This is a genomic window from Shewanella bicestrii (assembly GCF_002216875.1).
Taxonomy (GTDB): Bacteria; Pseudomonadota; Gammaproteobacteria; order Enterobacterales; family Shewanellaceae; genus Shewanella; species Shewanella seohaensis.
In genome coordinates this window covers 2126585-2150154 of sequence record NZ_CP022358.1, presented here as the reverse complement: position 1 = coordinate 2150154, position 23570 = coordinate 2126585, and the positions used below count along the sequence as shown (strand labels likewise).

22 protein-coding genes are annotated in these 23570 nt (G+C 49.2%); 5 read left to right on the top strand and 17 right to left on the bottom strand.

Features of this window, described 5'->3' with window-relative positions:
• Positions 1–22 precede the first annotated feature (22 nt).
• The 9 genes from fdx to trmJ form a co-directional block, all read right to left on the bottom strand.
• Complete coding sequence (fdx, locus tag CF168_RS09435; protein ID WP_011622515.1) at positions 23–358, bottom strand: ISC system 2Fe-2S type ferredoxin; 336 nt, start codon at positions 356–358, stop codon at positions 23–25.
• 8 nt (positions 359–366) lie between these two features.
• Entirely contained in the window at positions 367–2229 is a 1863-nt protein-coding gene (gene hscA / locus CF168_RS09430; protein ID WP_089067688.1) for a Fe-S protein assembly chaperone HscA, read from the bottom strand.
• 67 nt (positions 2230–2296) lie between these two features.
• Positions 2297–2821, bottom strand: a complete 525-nt coding sequence (hscB, locus tag CF168_RS09425; protein ID WP_089067687.1) for a co-chaperone HscB — start codon at positions 2819–2821, stop codon at positions 2297–2299.
• Positions 2822–2836: 15 nt separating this feature from the next.
• Positions 2837–3160 (bottom strand): iron-sulfur cluster assembly protein IscA, encoded by a 324-nt coding sequence (gene iscA / locus CF168_RS09420; RefSeq protein ID WP_011072278.1) that lies wholly within the window; start codon positions 3158–3160, stop codon positions 2837–2839.
• A gap of 14 nt (positions 3161–3174) precedes the next feature.
• On the bottom strand, positions 3175–3558 hold the full coding sequence (gene iscU, locus CF168_RS09415; RefSeq protein WP_011072277.1) for a Fe-S cluster assembly scaffold IscU: 384 nt from the start codon (positions 3556–3558) through the stop codon (positions 3175–3177).
• Positions 3559–3595: 37 nt separating this feature from the next.
• The gene (locus tag CF168_RS09410) at positions 3596–4810 is read right to left on the bottom strand and encodes an IscS subfamily cysteine desulfurase (RefSeq protein ID WP_086903271.1); all 1215 of its coding nucleotides are present in this window, start codon (positions 4808–4810) and stop codon (positions 3596–3598) included.
• A 78-nt stretch (positions 4811–4888) separates the two neighbouring features.
• A complete protein-coding gene (iscR, locus tag CF168_RS09405; RefSeq protein ID WP_006081858.1) occupies positions 4889–5350 on the bottom strand; it encodes a Fe-S cluster assembly transcriptional regulator IscR in 462 nt (153 codons plus the stop codon).
• A 349-nt stretch (positions 5351–5699) separates the two neighbouring features.
• Positions 5700–6521 carry a serine O-acetyltransferase gene (gene cysE / locus CF168_RS09400; protein ID WP_011626050.1) on the bottom strand — a complete coding sequence of 274 codons (822 nt, stop codon included), beginning with the start codon at positions 6519–6521 and terminating at the stop codon, positions 5700–5702.
• 45 nt (positions 6522–6566) lie between these two features.
• Positions 6567–7292, bottom strand: coding sequence for a tRNA (cytosine(32)/uridine(32)-2'-O)-methyltransferase TrmJ (gene trmJ / locus CF168_RS09395; RefSeq protein ID WP_011626049.1), 726 nt, complete (start codon positions 7290–7292; stop codon positions 6567–6569).
• A 154-nt stretch (positions 7293–7446) separates the two neighbouring features.
• Between trmJ and suhB the strand changes: the two genes are divergently transcribed.
• On the top strand, positions 7447–8250 hold the full coding sequence (gene suhB, locus CF168_RS09390) for an inositol-1-monophosphatase (RefSeq protein WP_011622509.1): 804 nt from the start codon (positions 7447–7449) through the stop codon (positions 8248–8250).
• Between the two features lie 122 nt (positions 8251–8372).
• On the opposite strand, the gene lolE is transcribed toward suhB, so the two are convergent.
• The 3 genes from lolE to CF168_RS09375 form a co-directional block, all read right to left on the bottom strand.
• Positions 8373–9623, bottom strand: a complete 1251-nt coding sequence (lolE, locus tag CF168_RS09385) for a lipoprotein-releasing ABC transporter permease subunit LolE (protein WP_089067686.1) — start codon at positions 9621–9623, stop codon at positions 8373–8375.
• Entirely contained in the window at positions 9620–10315 is a 696-nt protein-coding gene (lolD, locus tag CF168_RS09380) for a lipoprotein-releasing ABC transporter ATP-binding protein LolD (protein ID WP_089067685.1), read from the bottom strand. Before lolD ends, lolE begins: the two co-directional genes overlap by 4 nt.
• Positions 10316–10412: 97 nt before the next feature.
• Positions 10413–11645 carry a lipoprotein-releasing ABC transporter permease subunit gene (locus CF168_RS09375; protein WP_011622506.1) on the bottom strand — a complete coding sequence of 411 codons (1233 nt, stop codon included), beginning with the start codon at positions 11643–11645 and terminating at the stop codon, positions 10413–10415.
• 94 nt (positions 11646–11739) lie between these two features.
• Here CF168_RS09375 and CF168_RS09370 point away from each other — a divergent pair, with 94 nt between their 5' ends.
• The 3 genes from CF168_RS09370 to CF168_RS09360 all read left to right on the top strand — a co-directional run bounded on the left by CF168_RS09370 (position 11740) and on the right by CF168_RS09360 (position 16957).
• Positions 11740–12360 (top strand): hypothetical protein, encoded by a 621-nt coding sequence (locus CF168_RS09370; protein WP_089067684.1) that lies wholly within the window; start codon positions 11740–11742, stop codon positions 12358–12360.
• Between the two features lie 86 nt (positions 12361–12446).
• Positions 12447–15929, top strand: a complete 3483-nt coding sequence (gene mfd, locus CF168_RS09365; protein ID WP_089067683.1) for a transcription-repair coupling factor — start codon at positions 12447–12449, stop codon at positions 15927–15929.
• Positions 15929–16957 (top strand): peptidoglycan binding protein CsiV, encoded by a 1029-nt coding sequence (locus tag CF168_RS09360; RefSeq protein ID WP_089067682.1) that lies wholly within the window; start codon positions 15929–15931, stop codon positions 16955–16957. Before mfd ends, CF168_RS09360 begins: the two co-directional genes overlap by 1 nt.
• A gap of 125 nt (positions 16958–17082) precedes the next feature.
• On the opposite strand, the gene CF168_RS09355 is transcribed toward CF168_RS09360, so the two are convergent.
• The 3 genes from CF168_RS09355 to nagZ all read right to left on the bottom strand — a co-directional run bounded on the left by CF168_RS09355 (position 17083) and on the right by nagZ (position 19601).
• Positions 17083–17355 (bottom strand): acylphosphatase, encoded by a 273-nt coding sequence (locus tag CF168_RS09355; RefSeq protein ID WP_011622502.1) that lies wholly within the window; start codon positions 17353–17355, stop codon positions 17083–17085.
• Between the two features lie 596 nt (positions 17356–17951).
• Positions 17952–18491, bottom strand: a complete 540-nt coding sequence (gene ycfP, locus CF168_RS09350) for an alpha/beta hydrolase YcfP (protein ID WP_089067681.1) — start codon at positions 18489–18491, stop codon at positions 17952–17954.
• A gap of 81 nt (positions 18492–18572) precedes the next feature.
• Positions 18573–19601 (bottom strand): beta-N-acetylhexosaminidase, encoded by a 1029-nt coding sequence (nagZ, locus tag CF168_RS09345; RefSeq protein WP_089067680.1) that lies wholly within the window; start codon positions 19599–19601, stop codon positions 18573–18575.
• A 384-nt stretch (positions 19602–19985) separates the two neighbouring features.
• On the opposite strand from nagZ, the gene CF168_RS09335 reads away from it, so the two are divergent.
• Positions 19986–21362 (top strand): L-serine ammonia-lyase, encoded by a 1377-nt coding sequence (locus CF168_RS09335; protein ID WP_011717230.1) that lies wholly within the window; start codon positions 19986–19988, stop codon positions 21360–21362.
• 111 nt (positions 21363–21473) lie between these two features.
• Here CF168_RS09335 and CF168_RS09330 read toward each other — a convergent pair whose 3' ends face one another.
• Positions 21474–22211 (bottom strand): hypothetical protein, encoded by a 738-nt coding sequence (locus CF168_RS09330; RefSeq protein WP_089067678.1) that lies wholly within the window; start codon positions 22209–22211, stop codon positions 21474–21476.
• Between the two features lie 420 nt (positions 22212–22631).
• Positions 22632–23567, bottom strand: coding sequence for a M14 family metallopeptidase (locus CF168_RS09325; protein ID WP_086903260.1), 936 nt, complete (start codon positions 23565–23567; stop codon positions 22632–22634).
• Between the last annotated feature and the right edge of the window lie 3 nt (positions 23568–23570).

The window sequence follows — 23570 nt, the reverse complement described above, 5'->3', positions numbered from 1 at the left end:
CGATATCATCGCATCGGGTTGATTAACCTTCGCTCACCATATTCACAGTGTACTTCGGAATTTCAATCACCAGATCGCTATCGACAACTTTGGCTTGGCAAGACAAGCGGCTCTCTGGCTCAAGTCCCCATGCCTTATCGAGCATATCATCTTCAAGCTCATCGCTTGGTTCTAGCTCATCAAAGCCTTCACGCACGATGCAATGGCATGTGGTGCAGGCACAGGATTTTTCACAGGCATGTTCGATATTGATGCCGTTACGCAGCGCCACATCGAGAATCGTTTCACCTACTTTGGCTTCCAACACTGCGCCATCGGGACATAACTCAGCATGGGGAAGAAAGACTAACTGGGGCATCACATCACCTATATGTTGTCAATTGACTGACCCTTAAAGGCCACTCGAATAGAATTGTCCATACGCTTCGCGGCGAAATCCTGAGTATGTTCATCGAGGACTTCAATCGCTTGCTTAATCGCATCGGCATCATCACCACGGGCAATTTCGGCAAGCTGCGCCATGACCGCATCAATCTGCTGACGCTCATCACTTGTCAGCAAGTCGCCATCTTTTGCAAGCGCCGAATTTAACGACTCAAGTACCCTTGCCGCCTCTACTTGCTGCTCGGCCAGCATACGACGGCTGATGTCTTCCTTCGCATGCTTCATCGAGTCCTTGAGCATAGTCGCGATTTCGGTATCCGATAAACCAAACGAAGGCTTGACCTGAATGCTCGATTGCACGCCGGTGGATTTCTCCATCGCGGTAACGCTAAGCAACCCATCGGCATCGACTTGGAAGGTCACACGAATATGGGCTGCGCCCGCCGCTAACGGGGGAATACCTTTAAGCGTAAAACGTGCGAGTGAGCGACAATCATCGACTAACTCACGCTCGCCCTGCACCACATGGAAGGCCATCGCCGTTTGACCATCCTTAAAGGTGGTAAACTCTTGGGCGCGGGCCACTGGAATCGTGGTGTTACGAGAAACCACTTTCTCCACTAAACCGCCCATGGTTTCAATCCCTAATGACAAAGGGATCACATCGAGCAGTAATAATTCAGACTCGGGTTTGTTACCGACCAGAATATCGGCCTGAATCGCCGCGCCAATCGCAACAACACGGTCTGGGTCGATAGAGGTTAATGGCGCCTTACCGAAAAAGGCTTCAACCTGTTCACGCACTAATGGCACGCGGGTTGAACCACCTACCATCACGGTTTCTAACACTTCATCAGCCGTTACGCCCGCATCACGTAGGGTGCGACGACAGCTGGCGATGGTTTTCTTCACTAATGCGCTGATTAAGTTATCAAATTCAGCTTTGGTCACCACTTGCTTGAGCACAGTGCCATCGGCAAGCGTCAGGCTCGCTTCGACGTCACTCGCATCGGTTAAGGCTTCTTTCACGCGGCGCGCTTCAATCAATAACTGACGGCTTAGCTGCGGATCAAGGTTCGTCAATTGCCATACTTGCTGCATATGCGCCTGCAACAGATGGTCAAAGTCATCGCCGCCCAGCGCCGAATCGCCGCCCGTGGCCAGCACTTCAAAAACGCCGCGATTTAAACGCAGAATAGAGATATCAAAGGTGCCGCCGCCGAGATCGTAAATCGCGATCACACCTTCTTGCTTAGAATCTAACCCGTAGGCGATTGCCGCCGCGGTAGGCTCGTTTAGCAGGCGCAATACTTTAACACCGAGCAAAGACGCGGCATCTTTAGTCCCTTGACGCTGCGCATCATCGAAATACGCCGGCACAGTGATCACGATACCCTGCAGTTCGCCACCAAGGGTTTTCTCGGCGCGTTCAACCAGAGGACGTAAAATCTCCGCCGACACTTGCACCGGATTCACTTGCCCTTGAGGCGTAACAAACAGCGGTAAACCGTTTTCACTGGCTTCAAACTGGTATGGGAACGCTTGCTCACCAGATTGAATATCCGTGAGGCTGCGGCCCATAAAGCGTTTGACCGATACGATAGTATTTTTAGGATCCTGCGCAGAACTTAACGCCGCCACCTGACCGACTTCAATGCCATCTTGGGTATAACGGACGATAGAAGGTAAAGAGTGCTGCCCATTTTCATCGGGTAAGGTCGCCGTTACGCCGCTGCGAACCGCGGCCACGAGGGAATTAGTGGTACCTAAATCGATGCCAACGGCAAGTCTATGTTGGTGCGGCGCGGCGCTTTGTCCGGGCTCTGCAATCTGCAAAAGGGCCATATGTATCCAACTTAGTAACGCCGACTCAGACCCGTCTGAATCGGCTAAATAACTGCAATAGGGAAAATTAATCGAGCAGCGCGTCTTCGATACGCGTCAGCTCATCGTGTAATTTTGCCATAAATTTAAGCTTGCGTACTTGATCTGCCGCTAACAAGGCATCTTCTTCACTGTCACTGCTTAGCTGTGCGGTGAGCAATTTCGTCAGCTTTGTCCGATACGCCGCGAAAGAGTCGTATAACTCATCAATGCTTTCTTGAGGATCGGCGCTATCGCGAATGTCTTCTAACGCCTCACGCCATTCCATCTGCTGCATTAAAAATGCAGTGTCTTTCACTGTGGTGGTTTCGTGGCTTAAATCGATACCACGTAGCGACAGCATATGCTCGGCACGGCGGATAGGATCTTTTAGGGTTTGATAACCGTCATTGACTTGCGCAGTGCGTTGCACCGACAATAAACGTTGTTGCTCGGTATCGTTGGCAAACTTATCGGGATGCACCGCCCGTTGCAGTTCGCGGTAGCGTTCTGCAAGCACAGCGGTGTCAATATCGAAGGCAGGGAAAAACTTAAACAGCTCGAAATAATTCATGCGTCAATTCGGCAATTAAACAGTGAAGCTCTCACCGCAACCGCACTCACCTTTTGCGTTAGGATTGTTAAATTGGAAACCTTCGTTCAGGCCTTCTTTAACAAAATCCAACTCAATGCCCTGTAGATAGATGAAGCTTTTCGCATCGATAATGATTTTAACACCATCAATATCATACACTTCATCGTCATCATTCAGCGCATCAACAAACTCAAGCACATAAGCCATACCGGAACAGCCAGAGGTCTTTAAGCCGAGGCGCAGGCCGATGCCCTTGCCTCGATTCGCTAAGAAAGATCTGACACGCTCAGTTGCCGCTGGGGTCATTGTAATCGCCATCTTAACTCCAGATGTTACTTAGCTTGTTTCGATTTGTACTCGTCGATCGCCGCTTTAATGGCATCTTCTGCCAAAATGGAACAGTGGATTTTCACTGGTGGCAAGGCTAATTCTTCCGCGATATCGGTGTTTTTGATAGCCGCCGCTTGCTCGATAGTCTTGCCTTTCACCCACTCGGTTACCAGTGAGCTAGACGCAATAGCGCTGCCACAACCGTAGGTTTTGAACTTAGCGTCTTCGATGATGCCGTCTGCGCCGATTTTCAGCTGTAACTTCATCACGTCACCACAGGCAGGTGCTCCCACCATACCGGTCACGACCGAAGGATCGTTCTTGTCGAAAGAACCAACGTTACGTGGGTTCTCATAATGATCTATCACTTTTTCACTGTAAGCCATGGTACTGCTCCAAAATTATCTATTGTAAATGGTCGAATTAATGATGTGCCCACTGCACCTGATTCAGGTCGATGCCATCTTTGAACATCTCCCACAATGGAGACATTTCTCTTAATTTATCAATAGATTGTGTAATAGTTTCGATAGCGTGGTCGATTTCTTCTTCGGTGGTAAAACGACCGATTGAGAAACGAATTGAGCTATGCGCCATTTCATCATTTAAACCGAGCGCACGTAACACGTAGCTTGGCTCGAGACTGGCTGACGTACAGGCAGAACCCGATGAAACCGCTAAATCTTTTAATGCCATCATCAGCGACTCACCTTCAACATAGTTGAAGCTGACATTCAGGCTACCGCTCACACGGTGAGTCATGTCGCCGTTTACATACGTCTCTTCGATGTGCTTGATGCCATTCCATAACTTGTCACGCAGTTTAGCGATACGGGCGTTGTCTGTTGCCATTTCAGCTTTTGCAATCGCCGCCGCTTCACCTAAACCAACGATTTGGTGAGTCGCCAGTGTACCGCTGCGCATACCACGCTCATGGCCACCGCCGTGCATTTGGGCTTCTAAGCGAATACGTGGCTTACGACGCACGTACAGAGCACCAATCCCTTTTGGACCATACATTTTGTGGCCAGAAATAGAGATCAGGTCGACCTTAGTCGTTTGTACATCGATAGGTAATTTGCCCGCGCTTTGTGCAGCATCCATATGGAAGATAATGCCTTTTGAGCGGCATAACTCGCCGATGGCATCCACATCATGGATCACGCCGATTTCGTTATTCACATGCATGATGCTGACAAGAATGGTGTCGTCGCGCATCGCCGCTTCTAAACGTTCCATCGGAATGATGCCGTTGGCATCTGGCTCTAAGTAAGTGACTTCAAAGCCTTCACGCTCAAGCTGACGGCAGGTATCGAGTACCGCTTTATGTTCAGTCTTGCTGGTGATGATGTGCTTGCCTTTCTTATTGTAGAAATGCGCTACGCCTTTGATCGCCAGGTTGTTTGATTCGGTTGCACCTGAGGTAAACACGATTTCACGGTGATCGGCATTGATCAAATCAGCCACTTGGCTGCGCGCCACATCCACCGCTTCTTCCGCTTGCCAGCCATAACGGTGAGAACGTGATGCTGGGTTACCGAAGATGCCATCCATCGTCATGTATTGGAACATTTTTTCCGCGACTCGCGGATCAACTGGCGTGGTGGCGGCATAATCTAAATAGATAGGAAGCTTCATAACACACTCCGTACTTAGCAGTCTCTGCCGAGGCTACATACAACGTACAAAAATAATTTTTATCGTATAACAAAAAGCCTATAAGCTGACTCTTTGCTCCTTTTGCATAGTGTCTTGCTTAAGCGAGATAAACTGCACATCCCGTTTCTGCATTAAGCCAGCAAGACTGATACCATCTAAAAAATCTGAAATTTGTTTGCTTAAATCGCCCCAGAGCGAGTGCGTTAAGCAGCGAGTTCCACTCTGGCAATTGCCTAATCCTTGACAACGAGTCGCGTCGACAGACTCGTCCACGGCATGGACAACCATGCCAACAGAAATATCATTAGCTTCGAGGCCTAAGCGATAACCACCACCTGGACCACGGACACTGGCCACTAGGCCATGTTTACGTAACTTTGCGAAGAGTTGTTCCAGATAGGAAAGCGAAATCCCTTGTCTTTCAGAGATATCCGCTAAGGGAACCGGTCCCGAAGCCGAGTGGATGGCCACATCGAGCATTGCGGTTACTGCATAACGACCTTTAGATGTAAGTTTCATAACTACCATAGCTCCCAAACAGGTATGGGGTTATTTCAACATACCCGAGTATTTCAGTCAAGTATAAAACCTAGTAAAACACTCAAGTATATAAGCGTGCAGTGAACCAATACCCTTTCATCTTGGTGGGGTATTTAACCTTTTTCTGCCCTAAGATTCAATGCTAAAGGGGCAATTAATCGTCCTAATCGCCCCCATATCGGGATCTAACGCACTCTCTTGGAATGAAAGCTAGCCATCTAGGCCCACTCTGCTTAAAAACCGTGCAACCACAGTGGAAATTGAACTGCAATCATCGGTGGCAAAGCGTATGGATTATATCTACACGCCACTGCGCCACACGCCTCAGTTAAATGCTGGGGTCAAACTCGTCGAGTGCACTCTGGCGCTTGTCTGCAGCGGCTTTTTCGGCGTCGTTAAACTCACCCACATTCAGCTCTGGCAATCTTTCAGTACATACATCGCCACCTAAACGCTGAATGGCTTGACACAATTCCTGCACTTTTGAATCCATTAAATGCATATGGTCCAGCATTTGACCGATAGCGTTCGCGACGGGATCCGGATTATCGGGAGACACAGCATACGCATCGAAGCCATATTTCTTGGCCATGGCGCTGCGACGCTCAGACTTCTCTTTCGATTGTGGCGAAGGTGTGGCCACTACGCGCCCAGGGATCCCGACCACAGTCGTATCCTTAGGCACATCTTTCACTACCACAGAGTTAGAGCCGACACGCGCCCCATCATGCATAGTGATAGGACCTAAAATCTTAGCCCCTGCGCCCACGACCACGTTATTGCCCAATGTTGGATGGCGTTTACCCGCTTGCCAAGTGGTGCCGCCGAGTGTCACGCCGTGATACAAAGTACAGTCATCGCCAATCTCGGCGGTTTCACCGATCACCACGCCCATACCATGATCGATAAAGAAACGATCGCCAATGGTGGCACCCGGATGGATCTCCACTCCCGTCAGCCAGCGCGAAAAAGTCGATAAACAACGGGCCATTAAGCGCCAATCACGCTTCCATAACTTATGGCTTATCCGGTGCAGCCAAATGGCGTGCATGCCAGGATAGTTGACCAAGATCTCAAAGGCGCTGCGCGCCGCGGGATCACGGTGATATATAGATTCAATGTCTTCTTTTAGCCTAGCTATCACACCCATGCTTCAATCCTTCGCGATTAGCGTTATTTGCCAAATGTACTTTGGCTATTTTTGTTTGTTACCCACCACTTTATCTATCGAGGTTAGAATGCCTCGAAGAATATTCATCTCTTGGCTTTCGATACGTGCACGGCTAAACAGACGACGTAGTTTAGTCATCACTTGGCCGGGGTGGTTTTTAATAATAAAACCTGTCGATGATAAGGTGCTTTCTAAGTGCACAAAGAAACGCTCAAGATCGGCAGAAAGCGGATATTCTTCCTCCACTTGCGGCGCCTCAGTTTGCGCTAAGTGTGCCACACGCGTCTCATAACAAATGATCTGCACTGCTTGCGCTAAATTCAATGAGCTGTATTCAGGATTAGCAGGAATAGCCACATGATATGTACATTGCTGCAATTCTTCATTGGTCAAACCATGATTTTCACGGCCAAAGACAATGGCGACAGGTCCTGATAAGCCCTCAGTGACCAGCTTTTGCCCCGCTTCACGTGGATCGAGCATTGGCCAATCTAAGGTACGACTGCGAGCACTGGTGGCAATCACTAAACTGCAATCGGCGATGGCTTCTTCTAAGGAATCCACTTTCACCAAATGCTTTAAGATGTCAGACGCACCGGCCGCCAAGGCGATGGATTGACCATCCACTTCACATCTTGGTTCGGCAAGATACAGGGTCGATAACCCCATGGTCTTCATCGCTCTGGCGGTCGAGCCAATATTGCCGGGGTGCGATGTCCCCACTAAAATCACACGAATATTACTTAGCATGAAACGACTTAATTTAATTCACAAAACACAGGGAGCGAATACTATCACAGGCGTGCGTGAATGCTTATATGAAAATCGGTATTTGATATAACATTCAAATCGAGTATAATGCCGCCCGCTATTTTTAACGTTCTTTAACATCCAGGGGATTGCAATGCATCCGATGCTGACGATTGCTGTTCGCGCTGCCCGCGCGGCCGGCCAAACTATTATGCGCGCCTACACTGAACTTGACCGAGTTGAAGTCAGTGCTAAAGGTGTCAACGATTTTGTTACCAGTGTAGATAAGGAAGCAGAAGCCGCCATTACCTATCAAATTCGCAAATCTTACCCTGATCACACAATCGTGGGTGAAGAAAAAGGCGAAAACCGTGGCGAAAATAAAGACTATGTATGGATAGTCGATCCTCTGGATGGCACTAACAACTTCGTTAGAGGCATTCCCCACTTCGCGGTTTCTATCGCACTGCAACACAAAGGCAAAACTGAAGTTGCCGTTGTGTATGATCCTGTTCGTGAAGAATTATTTACCGCTATCCGTGGTAAAGGCGCCAAATTAAACGATTTCCGTATCCGCGTAACTAACGTGACTGAACTGGCTCCAACCATTATCGGTACAGGTTTCCCATTCAAAGCCCGTCAACACACCGAAAGCTACATGGCAATCTTTGGCGAAGTGTTCGGTCAGTGTTCTGACTTACGCCGCGCTGGTTCTGCCGCATTAGACTTAGCCTATGTTGCTGCAGGCCGTTTAGACGGTTTCTTCGAAATCGGTTTAAAGCCATGGGATATCGCCGCTGGCGACTTAATCTGCCGCGAAGCGGGTGGCACAGTCACCGATTTCACTGGCGGTCATAACTACCTGATCTCTGGCAACATCGTTGCGGGTTCGCCAAAAGTGACCACAGAATTAGTGAAAACCATGCGTCCTTTGCTGAACGAAGGTTTAAAGCGTTAATCACGCCCTTCCAAGCGTAACGCATATTAAAAAGGCCAGTGAATTCACTGGCCTTTTTGTTTGCTGCTTTCGTTATTCTGTTTTCGCTATTCCGCTTTAGCTAATGTCAGCTCAAAGACTTTCTATCTACCCGCCAATGCTTGCGCAGGACCAATCTGGCTCGCCTTCCACGCGGGATACAGGGTTGCGATAAGACTCATCACAAACGCCGTAGCAATCACTAAGCCAGCATCCGTCATATGCAGCTCTGACGGCAGAAAATCCACAAAATACACATCGGCAGAGAGGAGTTGAATACCGAGTAGCTGCTCAATACCACGGGCAATACCACTCAGATTCACCGCGGTCGCAATCCCGATCACGCCGCCAAGGGCACAGCCCACAAGGCCATTTAACGCACCTTGCACCATAAAAATCCCCATCACAGAGAGACGGCTTAACCCCATGGTCATCAGAATGGCGATTTCACTGGCTTTATCCCGCACCGCCATCACTAGCGTTGAGACAATATTGAAACAGGCCACGCCAATCACTAATACCAAAACGAGATACATAATGGTGCGAACCAATTGAATATCTTGATATAAATGCCCTTGGGTACGCGTCCAATCACTGATATAAACGGACTGGTTTAAGGCATAACCCAACTCACGAATTTTCGCTGGCGCATCAAACACCTGCGCCACACTGATCCGCACTCCGGTAACACCTTGATGTAAATTCAGGATATTCGCCGCATAGCGCATCGGAATATACGCCGTGGTTAACTCAAGCTCGCCGCCTAAACGGTACACACCCGACACCACAAAACGATGGCTCTTGGCCGCCCGTAAACTGCCGGCATGTTCAGGAGCAAGATCTTGCACATACAGAGCAAGGGTATCGCCAACTTCGAGGCCTAACTTTTTCAGCAGACTCTCCCCGAGGACGATGTGATTGTCATCCTCGCCCAAGCCTTGCCAAGTCTCTTTCGACATAAATTGCGAGAGGGTCGAGACTTTTGCTTCTTGCTCAGGGTCGATTCCCACAACGGCAAGCCCCTGAAAACCACCGGGCTTTTGCACTAAACCTTGCATCCGAATAAAAGGTGCCGCCGCCGTAATGCCTTCAATCTGCATGGCGGTTTGCTCAACCGCACGCCAGTCGGCAATCGGCTCATTCACGCCAACCACATCGGCTTGGGAGATCACGCCTAACAGACGCTGCTCTAACTCACGCTCAAAGCCATTCATCGCCGAGAGCACCACAATCAGCACTGCAACCCCTAGCGCAATGCCAGCGGTCGATGCAAAGGAGATAAAGCTAATAAAACTATTGGATTGGCGCGCACGATAAAAACGCCAACCAATGGAGAGGGCTAATGGTCCTTTCATTGGGCATGTTCCGCAACAGCTTGCAGATAACCATTCTTCATGGTGAGTTGTCTGTCCATCCGCGCCGCTAATTTAGGATCGTGAGTCACCACCACAAACGCCGTTCCGAGTTGATTGGCTAATTCGCGGATCAGCTCATAGACCGCCTCGCCGCTCTTGGCATCGAGGTTGCCCGTCGGTTCATCGGCCAGCACGAGTTTGGGTTTGTTGATCAGCGCCCGGGCAATTGCCACCCGTTGACGCTCGCCGCCCGAAAGCTCGGCGGGAATATGGCTCATTCTGTGCCCAAGCCCTACTCTTTCGAGCAACACTTTGGCATCGGCCTTAGCCTGAGCGCGATCTCTGCCTTGAATAAACGCTGGCATAGCCACGTTTTCCAGCGCACTAAATTCAGGCAAAAGGTGATGAAACTGATAAATAAAACCTAAGTCTTGGTTGCGGATCTGCGCCTGACGGGCACTGCTCACCTGATATAAATCCTCACCCGCTAACAATACTTTGCCAGCAGAAGGTTTATCTAAGGTGCCCATAATATGCAGCAGCGTACTCTTGCCCGAGCCGGAGGTACCGACAATCGCCAGTTGCTCGCCCTTAAATACCTGTAAATCCACCTCAGTCAACACCTGAGTGGTCACATCGCCATCGTGATAACTCTTACTCACCGCCTGCACTTGCAGTAACACGTCTTGCATTGAGATTCTCGCTATTGATTCTAAAAGACATGGATAAACCCCATGTCCAAACACGTCTCTCATCATGGGAGCGACGTTGTAATTTGTTACATCGCAGCTATTCGTAACGCAGCGCCGTGGCAGGTTGTACCCGTGCCGCTCGCAATGCGGGGTAAAGGGTCGCCACTAAGGTCACGACTAAGGTGCCAACAATAATCATCGACAATTGCCCCAGCTCCAATTTAACTGGCAGCACTTGCCCAGTGCCTAAAATGGAAATCCCTAGGGTCGCCATAATGCCATTCAAATTAAGGGTGAGCAGTATGCCGACCACCAGCCCCAGCACTAAACCTAATACCGCATTCAATAAACCTTGCACCACAAAAATGCCCATCACCGCCGAGGTACGTAAGCCTTGGGTTTTGAGTACCGCCACGTCGGTGGTTTTATCCACCACCATCATCACCAGCGCTGACACTATATTAAACGCCGCTACGGCCACAATCAGGCTCAACATCAGCGACATCATGTTTTTTTCCATCTTCACAGCACTAAACAGATGACCATAGGTGTCGCGCCAATCACTGGTCGTCGCCTCAATGCCCTGCTGAGTCAGAACCTGCTTTACGTCCTTAGCCAGTGCGGGCGCCATAAAAGGATCGCTCAAATACAGTCTTAATTGATTGATTTCATCGCTCGGTTGACGCATTAAACGTTTGGCATCTTGATAATGAATATAGGCAACGCCCGCATCCACCTGTGAGCCCATCTCAAACACGGCAGACACTAAAAACTTACGTTGGCTCGGGACTGGGCCGAGCGGCGAATACACTACCCCATCGCCACTTAACAGGCGCACGGTATCACCCGGGCTCACCTTTAATTGGCGGGCAAGCTCACTGCCTAAAATGACCTTATATTGGCCACTTGTTAGCTCGTTAAACGCGCCCGAATAAGTATGCTGCGCCACCATAGACAGTTTTTCGGCAAGCTCCGGAAACACCCCAAAGACTTGCACTGCGCGGATATTCGCCGCCGATTGCACCATGGCTTGGGTCGACACACTCGGCGTCACGCCCTGCACGCCCGGTAAGGCTTTGAGTTTGTCCGCAGGAATGGTCCAATCGCTTAAGGGCGCCTCAGTCACCACGGTCAATTGGGGGACAGCCCCCAGTATGCGCTGTTTTAATTGTCCTTCGAGGCCATTCATCACCGAACTGACCACGATTAAGGCCGCCACCCCTAAAAAAATGCCCGAAACGGCAAATAAGGTAATAAAAGAAGCAAAGGCGTTTGCTTTTCTGGCCCGCCAATAACGGTAACCAACGTAGAGAGGAAATCGAAGATCCATTGAAAGAGGGCTGCGTCCTGTGTGCTGAACTTGCTAAATCATAAAGATGGGCACGATAATAGGGGTTTAGGTCCTATAAATAAAGAGGCAAGCCTTGTTCACTGACACCAATCCGTATTTTAGTGTGCCTCATCCCTTCACCGCTTACTTAAGCCTTTGGGACGAAAACCAGCCACTACCCAGTGAAACGGCTTTAAGATCAATGCAATCCTTAGGGATCCAGCTACTGAGCGAAGTCAAAGCCCTCGAGGCCAGTTGCCTGCTGCAACTGCGGCATTTAGACAACGAAGCCAAGGTAGTGGTGGACTTTCTCAAACTCCAATCCCGCAAGGTGGATTTAGTCCTACAGCATGTGCTCGAAAAAGAAGTGCAAGAAGGCGAGAAGTTTAGCGGTTGTCAGTTTGGTGGCAGCGGAATTCGCCTGATGAGCAGTGAGGCCCTCCCCCTTGGCCGCCAATATAAAGTGACCTTATTTATCCACGAAGAATTGGTCGCCATTTTATGTTTTGCCAAGGTCACGGCCTGTTTAGTTTCGCAGGAAGGCCCATCCGATGGACTGCAAGTACAGAGCCCCAACGCCGCATTGCTCTATCTCGTTGACCTCGAGTTTAGTCAAATACTGGATGCGGATGTCGAGCAACTGGTCAAAGCGAGCCTCAATGTGCAACAAAAACAACTTAAACTGCGTAAACAGGCCCGTGACGAGCGCCAATAAAGGCTAGCGTTTTTGCTGGCACCCTAGCGCCCAAGTCACTACAATAAACGCAACTTATTGTGAATGAATCAGTTTATCCCACGCCAATGACACAAATTTCAGCCCTAACACCGCCCGTTGTCAAAAATGGAACTCAGATGCAAACCCTGTCGTGTCTCGCCGGGGTTGGTCAAGCCGTTACCCTCGCCAACCTAGTTCGCCAACACAAAGGCACGACACTGATTGTGACCAGTGATACGCCGACGGCATTGAGTATCGAGTTAGAGCTCAACTATTTGTTGGCTAAAAGTGCGATTAAGGTGCGACTGTTCCCTGACCGTGAAACCCTGCCCTACGACAGTTTTTCGCCCCATCAGGATTTGATTTCCCAGCGTTTAGAAACCCTGTCGCAAATCACCCAAGCCGAGCACAGCGTAGTGATAGTGCCAGTGACGACGCTGATGATGCGCTTGCCACCGAAATCCTATTTAAGCTCCAATGTGTTTGTGCTTAAAAAAGGCGATAATTATCAGCTCCATGATGTGCGCCAACAGTTAACTGACACGGGTTATCACTTGGTCGAACAGGTGTACGAACATGGCGAGTTTGCTATTCGTGGCTCGATTCTCGATATCTTCCCCACTGGCGTGAATATGCCGCTGCGTATCGAACTGTTCGATGATGAAGTCGAGACCATTCGTCATTTCGATCCTGAAACCCAACGCTCGTCCACTCCCGTCGATGCGGTGCGCCTGTTACCCGCCAAGGAATTCCCTACCGACAGCAGCGCCATCGAAGGTTTTAGGCAACGTTATCGCCGCCGCTTTGAGGTCATAGTCAAAGAGCCTGAATCAGTGTATCAACTGGTGAGCCGCAATTTGATGCCCGCAGGCATTGAGAACTATCTGCCGCTGTTTTTCGATGAGGTTGCGACACTGTTCGATTACCTGCCGAAGGACACTCAGTTAGCCACCTTAGGCGATATCGAAAAGTCCGCCCGCGCTCATTTGCAAGAGGTGGAAACCCGTTATGAAGACAGACGGGTCGACCCATTGCGGCCACTGTTGGCACCCAAAGAGCTGTATTTACTGATAGAAGAATTATTTGCCGCCTTTAAGCCGCTGCCTCGCTATCAGTTTACTGCGCCGCAACCCGATGTCGTCGCTGGCGCAGTACAAATTGATGCCAGTGTGCTGCCCGAGGTAAGCGCTAATCACAAGTTAAAGCAGCCACTGATTGCGCTGCAAGATTACGCCGAGCGTGCGCCGCGGATGTTGTTTAGTGCCGAATCGGAAGGCCGCCGCGAAGCCTTGCTCGAACTCTTAAGTAAAATCCAGTTAAAACCGGCGTTATTCGGCCATTTTGATGAGTTTATTCAAAGTGATGCCAAACTGGGCCTAATTGTATCTCCCCTCTCCCGTGGTTGTTTACTCGGGCTAGGAAAGCAAACCGCCGTCAGCATCATCTGCGAAACCGAACTCTTTGGTCATCGTATCTCCCAGCAGCGCCGCCGCGAAAAACAACGCCAGATCAGCAACGATACTCTGATCAAAAACTTAGCCGAGCTCAAAGTCGGTCAGCCGATTGTGCACTTAGAGCACGGTGTAGCGCTGTATCAAGGCTTAGTCACCTTAGATACCGGCGGATTAGTGGCCGAATACCTACAGCTGGAATACTCGGGCGGCGATAAACTTTATGTGCCCGTGTCCAACCTGCACATGATCAGTCGCTACAGCGTCGGCGCCGATGGCGAGGCTCACCTCAATAAACTCGGTAACGACACTTGGGCCAAGGCAAAGAACAAAGCGATTGAGAAAATCCGCGATGTGGCTGCCGAGCTGCTCGATGTCTACGCTCGCCGTCAAGCACGCCCTGGTGAAAGCTGTGAAATCAATGATGAAGAGTATGCGCAATTCGCCCAAGGTTTCCCCTTTGAAGAAACCGTCGATCAGGAAAGCGCGATTCATGCCGTACTTGCCGATATGCAATCCCCCGTCGCCATGGACCGCCTCGTCTGCGGTGACGTGGGCTTTGGTAAGACTGAAGTCGCGATGCGCGCCGCCTTTGTGGCAGTGAATGCGGGTAAACAAGTAGTTGTGCTAGTGCCCACCACGCTACTCGCCCAGCAGCACTACGAAAACTTTAAGGACAGGTTTGCCGACTGGCCGGTGGTGATTGAGGTGATGTCACGCTTTAGAACCGCCAAAGAGCAGACCCAAGTGCTGAAGCTGCTCGAAGAAGGCAAAGTCGATATCGTAATCGGCACCCATAAGCTGCTGCAATCCGAGGCAAAGTTTGAAAACTTAGGCCTGCTTATCATCGATGAAGAACATCGATTCGGCGTAAGACAAAAAGAGAAAATCAAGGCGCTGCGCGCCAATGTGGATATTTTGACCCTCACCGCCACTCCGATCCCCCGCACCTTAAACATGGCGATGTCGGGAATGCGCGACTTATCGATTATTGCGACTCCTCCCGCTAAGCGCTTGGCGGTGAAGACCTTTGTGCGCGAATCCGATCCCGCCACCGTGCGTGAGGCCATACTGCGTGAAATTCTCCGTGGTGGCCAAGTGTATTATTTGCACAACAATGTCGAAACCATTGAGAAATGCGCCCAAGATATTAGTACCCTGCTACCCGAAGCGCGGGTGGTGGTGGCACATGGTCAAATGCGTGAGCGGGATCTTGAGCGGGTGATGTCGGACTTTTATCACCAAAGATTCAACGTGTTAGTCTGTACCACTATTATCGAAACCGGTATCGACGTCCCCAGTGCGAATACGATTATTATCGAACGTGCCGACACCTTTGGTTTAGCCCAGTTACATCAGCTGCGTGGCCGCGTCGGCCGCTCTCACCATCAAGCCTATGCGTATTTGATGACGCCTCATCCTAAACGCATGACCAGCGATGCTCGCAAACGTCTCGAAGCCATCGATGCCCTCGAGGATTTAGGCGCAGGCTTTATGCTCGCGACCCAAGACTTAGAAATTCGCGGCGCGGGCGAGTTATTGGGCGATGAACAGAGCGGGCATATCTCTAAAATCGGCTTTAGTCTCTACATGGAAATGTTGGAATCGGCGGTCAAGGCACTCAAACAGGGGAAAGAGCCATCGCTGGCGCAAATGCTCAATCAACAATGTGAGATGGAGCTAAGAATTCCTGCGCTATTGCCGGAAGACTATGTCGGTGATGTGAATATTCGCCTGTCACTCTATAAGCGCATCGCCAGTTGTGACAGTGAAGAAGCCTTAGATGAACTCAAGGTTGAGCTTATCGACCGCTTCGGTCTGCTGCCCGAGGCCACCAAAAACCTGATGGAAATGACGTTATATAAACATCAGGCAACTCGGCTGGGCGCGACTAAAATTGAGGTACATGCCAAGGGCGGCAGCATCGAATTTAGTGATGATCATGTGGTTGATCCCGGCTTTATCATCGGATTACTGCAAAGTCAGCCACAAATCTATCGAATGGATGGGCCGAATAAGTTAAAGTTCATCCTCAATGCCGAAACGGCAAAAGATAGGCTCGCTTTGGTCAAACTCTTGCTCGAACAACTATCGCAACATCGTCTTGGAGATAAATAGTGTTACGTCAACTCGCGGTCTCTATCGCTACACTTATTGCACTTTCACACAGTTCACTTGCCCGTGCTGAAGCTTGGTTCGAGGTCGAAGTCTATATTTTTGAACGCCAAAGCCAGTCGACTGAACAATGGCCGATGGCGCCAATTGAGACCAAAACCAACCGCGCTATCGATCTGATTTCACCGGTTGTGGGTCAAGCTGTGGTCTCAATGAGCAATGAATCCGCACCCTGCACCTTAGTGTATGACGCCGATGCTAATAGCCATTGCGCTGAAAACACCAGCACAGGTACGAATACGGACGCCACTCCCGAGATGAGTAACGGCGGTACTTTAGCCATTTCAGGCCCAAGTACTGCAAGCTCAAATGCGGTGACTAGCTATCGCTACCCGAGTGTGATCCCATCGGAAATCGGCAGTGGTAGCCAAGCCTATGCGTCTCAAGGCAGTGGCCCAGTATTACTCGCCAGCAGCCAAGGCCAATTTGCGAGTATCATCAACAGCCTATCGAGAGAACGTGGTAACCGCAGCTTACTGCATATGACATGGCAACAACCTATGATGGGCAAGAGTGGCTCAGTGCCCATTCGCCTGTTTGCGGGTAAAGATTATTCCGCCAGTTATCACTTCGATGGTCGTCAAATTGTGCAGCAAGCCATGGCAAGCGCTATGCAAGGCGCTAACGGCACGACTGGCATGATGGCTGAAACATCTGCGCCATTACTGCCCTCTCCCGTGTGGCAACTCGATGGCACGCTCAATATTTATCTTAGCCATTATCTGTATATCGAAACCGCGCTCAATTTGCGTAAAGAAGGCCGCAAATTGATGCCAGTGGCGGCCGATGAAGCGAGCATGAACACAGCAACAAGTACTGCCGCAGCCCCAGCAAAAGTGATGACGCCTTACTTAATGTCTATTCCGTTGGAGCAAAATCGTCGAGTGAAAAGCGATGAGATCCATTATCTCGATCATCCCGAAATGGGCATGGTGATCCAAATCCGTAAGATGGCGCAACCTAACGCTTAAAACCCATTAGCCCTAATCGAATAAAAAAGCGGTCATGCAATGCATACCGCTTTTTTATTGCCTAAGTTTTTTTATTGCCTAAGGGATGAACAGCCATTCAGGTGACGCCGAAAAGCGTAAAAAAATTAGCGCACTATCGAGAAATCCAAATAAATATCATCACCTTGGTCTTCATTCACCGTCACCCTCAGTCCATCGGTACAAGGTACTCCGACCTCACACCAGGCGATAAGACTATCCACAGCAGGATCACTGCCCTGGGCAAGAATTTCAACACTACCATCGGCGCAGTTAGTCACATAACCTGTGACACCAAGCGTACGAGCCTTTGTTAGGGTCGCATGTCTGCAGCCCACGCCCTGCACTTTTCCCGTTAATTGAATAAGCACCCGTTTCATTGCGCCTCCCCTGTAAGGTGAGCCTTGTTATTAGCATGCGGTTATTATCATGCGGCTATTATCATGCGTCTTTGCGTCGCTCACGTAAAAACGATTCCAGCCTAAGCATAGCCGAGTTTTCAGCTGCGATGAGGGAGAGTTTTGCTAAGTAATGGATTTAAGAGTAAAAAACAAGCATAAAAAAACAGCTAACGAGACCGCTGTTAGCTGTGTCGGGCGACATACGCAAAAGGTTATCCATGAATGGACAAATTGGCATAAAAGTCTGTAGCATTTTGTAACAAACTATTAAGAGGGGCTACTTTACACAATTCATGATTAATTTCAACAAAATGATAGATAAAGCCATACAAACAGAGTGTATTTAATGCTTTTTGCTGAAATAACCAGCTAAACCAGACACATATACCGTCGAGCATTCCAAATAACAGCATAACTTCATCGCAGGTCTGGCTTCACTCATACGAGGTAACCAAACACCAACAGCTTGAAAATAGGATGCTTCTTGAAGGGAAAACATGAACAGATGCAAAAGCGCTTATCGCCAGAATATTCCGCGATAAGCCTCTTTAACGAAAAGATAAGCGAATAACGATTTAACCCAACTTAAATGCTTTTATCTTAGGTAAATGGGCGGCTAACTGCGGGAACTTGTGGGTCTGCGTCTCATCCCATTCGATGGTGTAATAAGGCTTAAGCGCCACGGCCGTCGCCTCACTGTCGAGCACTTCATCTACACGAGACAAAATACACATGGCTCTGTGGGTATTCTTCAACCTGAATTCAGAGACACACTTATTGGCGATATCGGCATACTCTTCCGGGCGGTCAATTTTCCCTTGCATCGTCTCTTCGGGATGAAGATTGGGATTGATTAACACTGACTTTAATCCGTTTAAAAAACCAATTCGCTCAGCCCAATACGCCCCTAAGCCGACCCCGACCATTAAGGGTGCGGGATCGTCGCAATACTGCATTTGCTTGGCGACTTCTTTCAATAAATGCTGCATATCATGCTTGGGATGCAAAGTGCTGTAGCTGATAAGCCGCACATCTGGGTCAATAAACTGCAACTGACGCATTTTTTCGTGATTACCAGGGCTAGTTGCATCGAATCCATGAAGATAAAAAATCATATTGAGACCTTTTAACAATCTGCCAAACACGGCGCATGCTACTAACCCTAGCAAATATTCATTGCAGAACCTTGCGCTACATCAAACTTTTGCCTGTTGTGCGAGCTGGATTTGCTCAGCCAGCTGCTTGGCATTTTCCCAACGGCTAGCGTTTTCTAATGCGATAGCTGTCTGCGCCGCATCGGGTTTGAGTAAACTCGCCGGATGTTGTGGCGCCGCGGCGGGCCACACAAAGCCATTTAACAGTGACATAACGCCCGGATTATCGTTGCAGACCAAAATCATATCGCAACCCGCATCCAAGGCAGCTTCAGCGCGGCCTAAATAATCCCCTGCAAAGGCAGCGCCTTTCATCCCCAGATCGTCGGAGAAAATTACTCCTTCAAAGCCCAGCTCTTTGCGTAGGATCTGCTTTAACCAGTAGCTTGAAAAGCCCGCAGGATTAGGGTCAACTTTAGGGTAAATGACATGGGCTGGCATGATACCCGATAATTTACCCTTAGCAATCAACTCCTTAAACGGCAAAATATCTTGATTAAAAATCGCCTCTGCTTCACGTTCATCGATAGGTTGCGCGATATGGGAGTCCGCCGCCACGCTACCATGACCGGGGAAATGTTTACCCACAGCGCCCATGCCCGCCTCGGCCATACCCTCAATAAAACTCTGCGCTAATGCAATCACTTCCTCGGGCTTTGCACTAAAACTACGGTTACCGATCACTTGGCTAATGCCATTAAGATCGAGCACGGGCGCAAAGCTTAAGTCGATGTCACAGGCGAGTAATTCGATGGCCATTAAAAAGCCTAATTCACAGGCCCAACGTTTAGCGAGAACCATATCGCCCTTAGCCGCTGGCAAAATATCACCCATGGCCGGGATCAGGGTAAAGCCTTCACGGAAACGCTGTACTCGCCCGCCCTCATGGTCAACGGCAATCAAAATCTCGGGACGAATTTGGCGGATCTGTTGCACTAAGCGAATTAACTGCTCACGGCTGGAAAAATTGCGGGAAAACAGGATCAAACCACCCACCTGCGGATGGCGCAGCATCTCGGCTTCAGCTTCGCTAACGTCTAAAGACAGCAGATCCAACATTAGATAACTCATATTTCTCCCTAAAAATTCTTATTCATACTCAAAAAATAACCATAGCGATACTGACCACTGGGTTCACAAAAATCCCCGAAAAGCGAGCCATTCGCCGTCAGACTTTGCCACAAAGCAATTATGTTGCCGATAAATTCGACATTCACCATAAGCTAATTAAGCTCAGCTTATCCGAAGTCTTTCTAATCAAAAAAACTAATGTGAATCTTAATACTAAACTGTGGGATACTGACCTTAAACGTATCACACAAGCACATTTTGTGTGGTTGATGCCTGCAGTTTGCCAGAGTTTACGACATAAAAACCAGCGTATTGGCGCGGTAACTGCAAAGATCTTCCACGCACAGACTAAAATAAAAATCGAGACACAACAGGACTTCAATCATGATTAGCGTATTCGATATGTTCAAGATCGGCATTGGCCCTTCGAGTTCACACACTGTTGGCCCAATGAAAGCGGGCAAAATTTTTATGCAGCACCTTGCTGATTCGGGCCAGATTGCCCAAGTGGATGAATTAAGAGCAGAACTGTTTGGCTCACTCGGCCAAACCGGTAAAGGCCACGGCACGGGGAAAGCCGTTATTTTAGGCTTAATGGGTGAAGATCCAGAAACCGTCGACACCGACAGCATCGATGGCATTCTTGAGCAAGTGTCTAAAAACGAGACCCTCACCCTGAGCTGCGGCAAAGTAGTTAAGTTTACCCGTGAAGACGGCATTACCTACCACAGACGTAAAACGCTCCCCGCCCATGCCAACGCCATGACACTGTATGCCTACAGCAAAGGCGAATGTATTTTTGAACGCACTTACTACTCTGTCGGTGGCGGATTTATCTTAGACGAAGATGAAATCCATCAGCGCAATGCCTCACCAGCATCGCAAATTGAATCAGCACCTTACGATTTTAATAGCAGCGCCCAATTACTTGATTTATGTACTGAGCATGGCCTGAGCATTTCTTCCCTGATGATGGCCAACGAGCTTAGCCTCGCCAGCGAAGAAGAAGTCAAAGCAAAACTGTGGAATATCTGGCAAACCATGAAAACCTGTATCGAACGGGGTTATCAGAAGGAAGGTATTCTGCCTGGCGGTTTAAAGCTGCGTCGCCGCGCACCTGCACTCTATCGTCGTCTCAAAGCAGAAGGCCGTAACAACGTCGATCCGTTAACCGCAATGGATTGGGTCGATTTATTCGCCCTCTCGGTTAACGAGCAAAACGCTGCCGGCGATCGCGTTGTCACCGCACCAACAAACGGCGCCGCGGGCATTATCCCTGCCGTGCTGTGCTACTACGATACCTTCGTGCAAGAAGTCGATATCGATGTTTGCGCCCGTTACCTGTTAACCGCTGCTGCGATTGGTATTTTGTACAAGAAAAATGCCTCGATTTCGGGCGCAGAAGTCGGCTGTCAGGGCGAAGTTGGCGTAGCCTGCTCAATGGCGGCCGGCGCATTGACCGAGATCATGGGCGGCACAGTCGAGCATGTTGAAAACGCGGCTGAAATTGGCATGGAACATAACTTAGGCTTGACCTGCGATCCCGTAGGCGGCCTAGTACAAGTTCCTTGTATTGAACGTAATGCGATGGGTGCAATCAAGGCGATTAACGCATCACGCATGGCGCTGCGCGGCGACGGTAACCACAAGGTATCACTGGATAAAGTGATAAAAACCATGATGGATACAGGTAAAGATATGCGCAGTAAATACAAAGAAACCGCCAAAGGCGGCCTCGCAGTGAACATTGTTGAGTGTTAATCCACTCAAGCTGATAATCGACTTAACGATTTAACACTGTCATGCCGCGCTTAACCGTTCAAACCTAAACGATTAAGCGCGGCATTTGTTTATCTGAAAACGCATCAAAGTTTAGTTCGTCAACTTCATTGATGAATTCACATATTGGGCAATCACTCCCGCCCATGTTTTTTCAATTTCAGGAATAAGCTGCGAAAACGCCTGTTTTTCGGTCACCCTACGCAAATCATCGACTGCATCAGAGGTGCTCCATACCGACGCGTTGCGACTCTCCTTAGCCGTCGACTCCGCTAATCCATACAAATATTCGGTGCGCACATCAAACAGAGCCGCCGATACGGTTGTCGTCACACTCACTTCTTTATTCTTTAATAGCCCAAGGGAAATGACATTTAACGGCGCAAATTGCTGCTCACCCGCATGGAAAGAGGTATCGAAGGTATAAATAAGTAAGATATCCGCCTTGAGCCTTGCCGCGGCTTCCCGCAGTGATTTGATAGAATCTAACTGCTCCGGCAATAAAATACGGTTTAACGGTGCAATCCCTGCCACCTGCGGCATTTTGGCTAGCTGAGTAAAATCGGCTTCTGTTTCGACTTCACGGGTTGTCACCACACTGTAACGCCCAGTCCCAAAACTGCTTAAACGATAGGATGCATAACCCGGCGCCTGAATACGTGCAACAGCAATATGTGCGGGGAATGTGGCAGCCGCTTGGACTGACATCAGCGCATTAATATCCGATTCCGCCAAACGACCAATAGCCACACTGCCACCGGGCGTAGTGTAGGAGGCGCAGCCTCCCAACAAGAGTATACTCAGTAACGCCACTTGTTTTATCTTTCTCATCATAACTCCTTTATGTGAACCGCTGTTTGGCAATCGCCACTAACGCCAATTAATCGTTTAAACCTCTCCATCAAGTATCACTAACTTACTGTTGATGAATGATTTTAACAATCCTCACCTTGAATTATCTGCTCGGTACGATAAATCCAAAGCGAAATGTTTTGTCCGCTCAGTGTACAACTTATTGGAGAAACTACTCTCGAATAAAAGAATCTGCCAGATTTAGAAATGGATATGGTGGTACATATACGATAAAAATGTATCCACTAAAGTAACCATTAGTACAGTGCTACAGCGGTTGGATATGACAATAGAAAAGCCCTCGTTTGAGGGCTTTTTTATGGATGAAACTTAAGAAAAATCAACTGTTCACGCCATGCAAGCGTTACGATTGTTCAAGCCTAGTACCAAAAAACTCCACTAGTTCAACGCTAACACATAGTCGATGGCACTGGTGATTGCTGCGACTTGGGCTAGATTGCACTCTGCGGGCGTGGCCGATGGGCTGTCGGGATACACTTCGGTGGTGGTGTTATAAATACAGCCCGTCACACTGCTACATAAACCTAGCGCTTTCAATGGGTAATTGATCACCCCGTGTTGCACCACTGTCGAGCCGATAATCTCGCCCTTTTCATCTGCGGGCGCGATGTGAGTGACTTTACTCACCCCGTCGATAATCGCCTTTTGGAAGGCATCCTGCGGATTTTCGGTATCGCCTACGGCGTAAAATCCATCTGGAATGGTGCCGGGAATAAAGTCTTTGCCATCACGCGCGGCCAAGGCTGGGCGAAATTCATCTTCATCCGAGTCGGTGGTTTCATGTAAATCCACATGCACATCAAAACCTTGTGGAACGCTTGCCACAAGTGCTATCAGTGCTGCCGACTCTTCTGCCGGGCTATTGGCATAAAACGAGCGGTTTGGATCGATAGCTTTCGGGTTCCAGCGATTAATGGTCTCATAACCCCAAGGGCTTACACACACTGCCACCACTAAGTTTACGCGCTCAGCATAGTAAACCGCGTTGTTAGCCAAAAAAGCCAAGGCGCCATGCACGCCGCTGGTTTCGTAGCCGTGTACGCCACCTGTGACTAAGACGGTTTTCTTGTTCGGATCGAACGTAGCAGATTTAACCGCAAACAAGGGATAGCGCGCAGAATCAATCGATAAGGCGCCATATTGCACCACACTCAGCCCTATTTCGGCCAGTTGTGACTCCATCGCCTTTAATGGCGTGACAACATTGTCTTGGTATGAACGCTTAATTTGCGTGTTACCAAACCATGCGGCCTTTTCGGCATCGCCCCATTTTTCACCGACAGTCCCGATTGGGTAAAAACTCACATTCGCCATAGG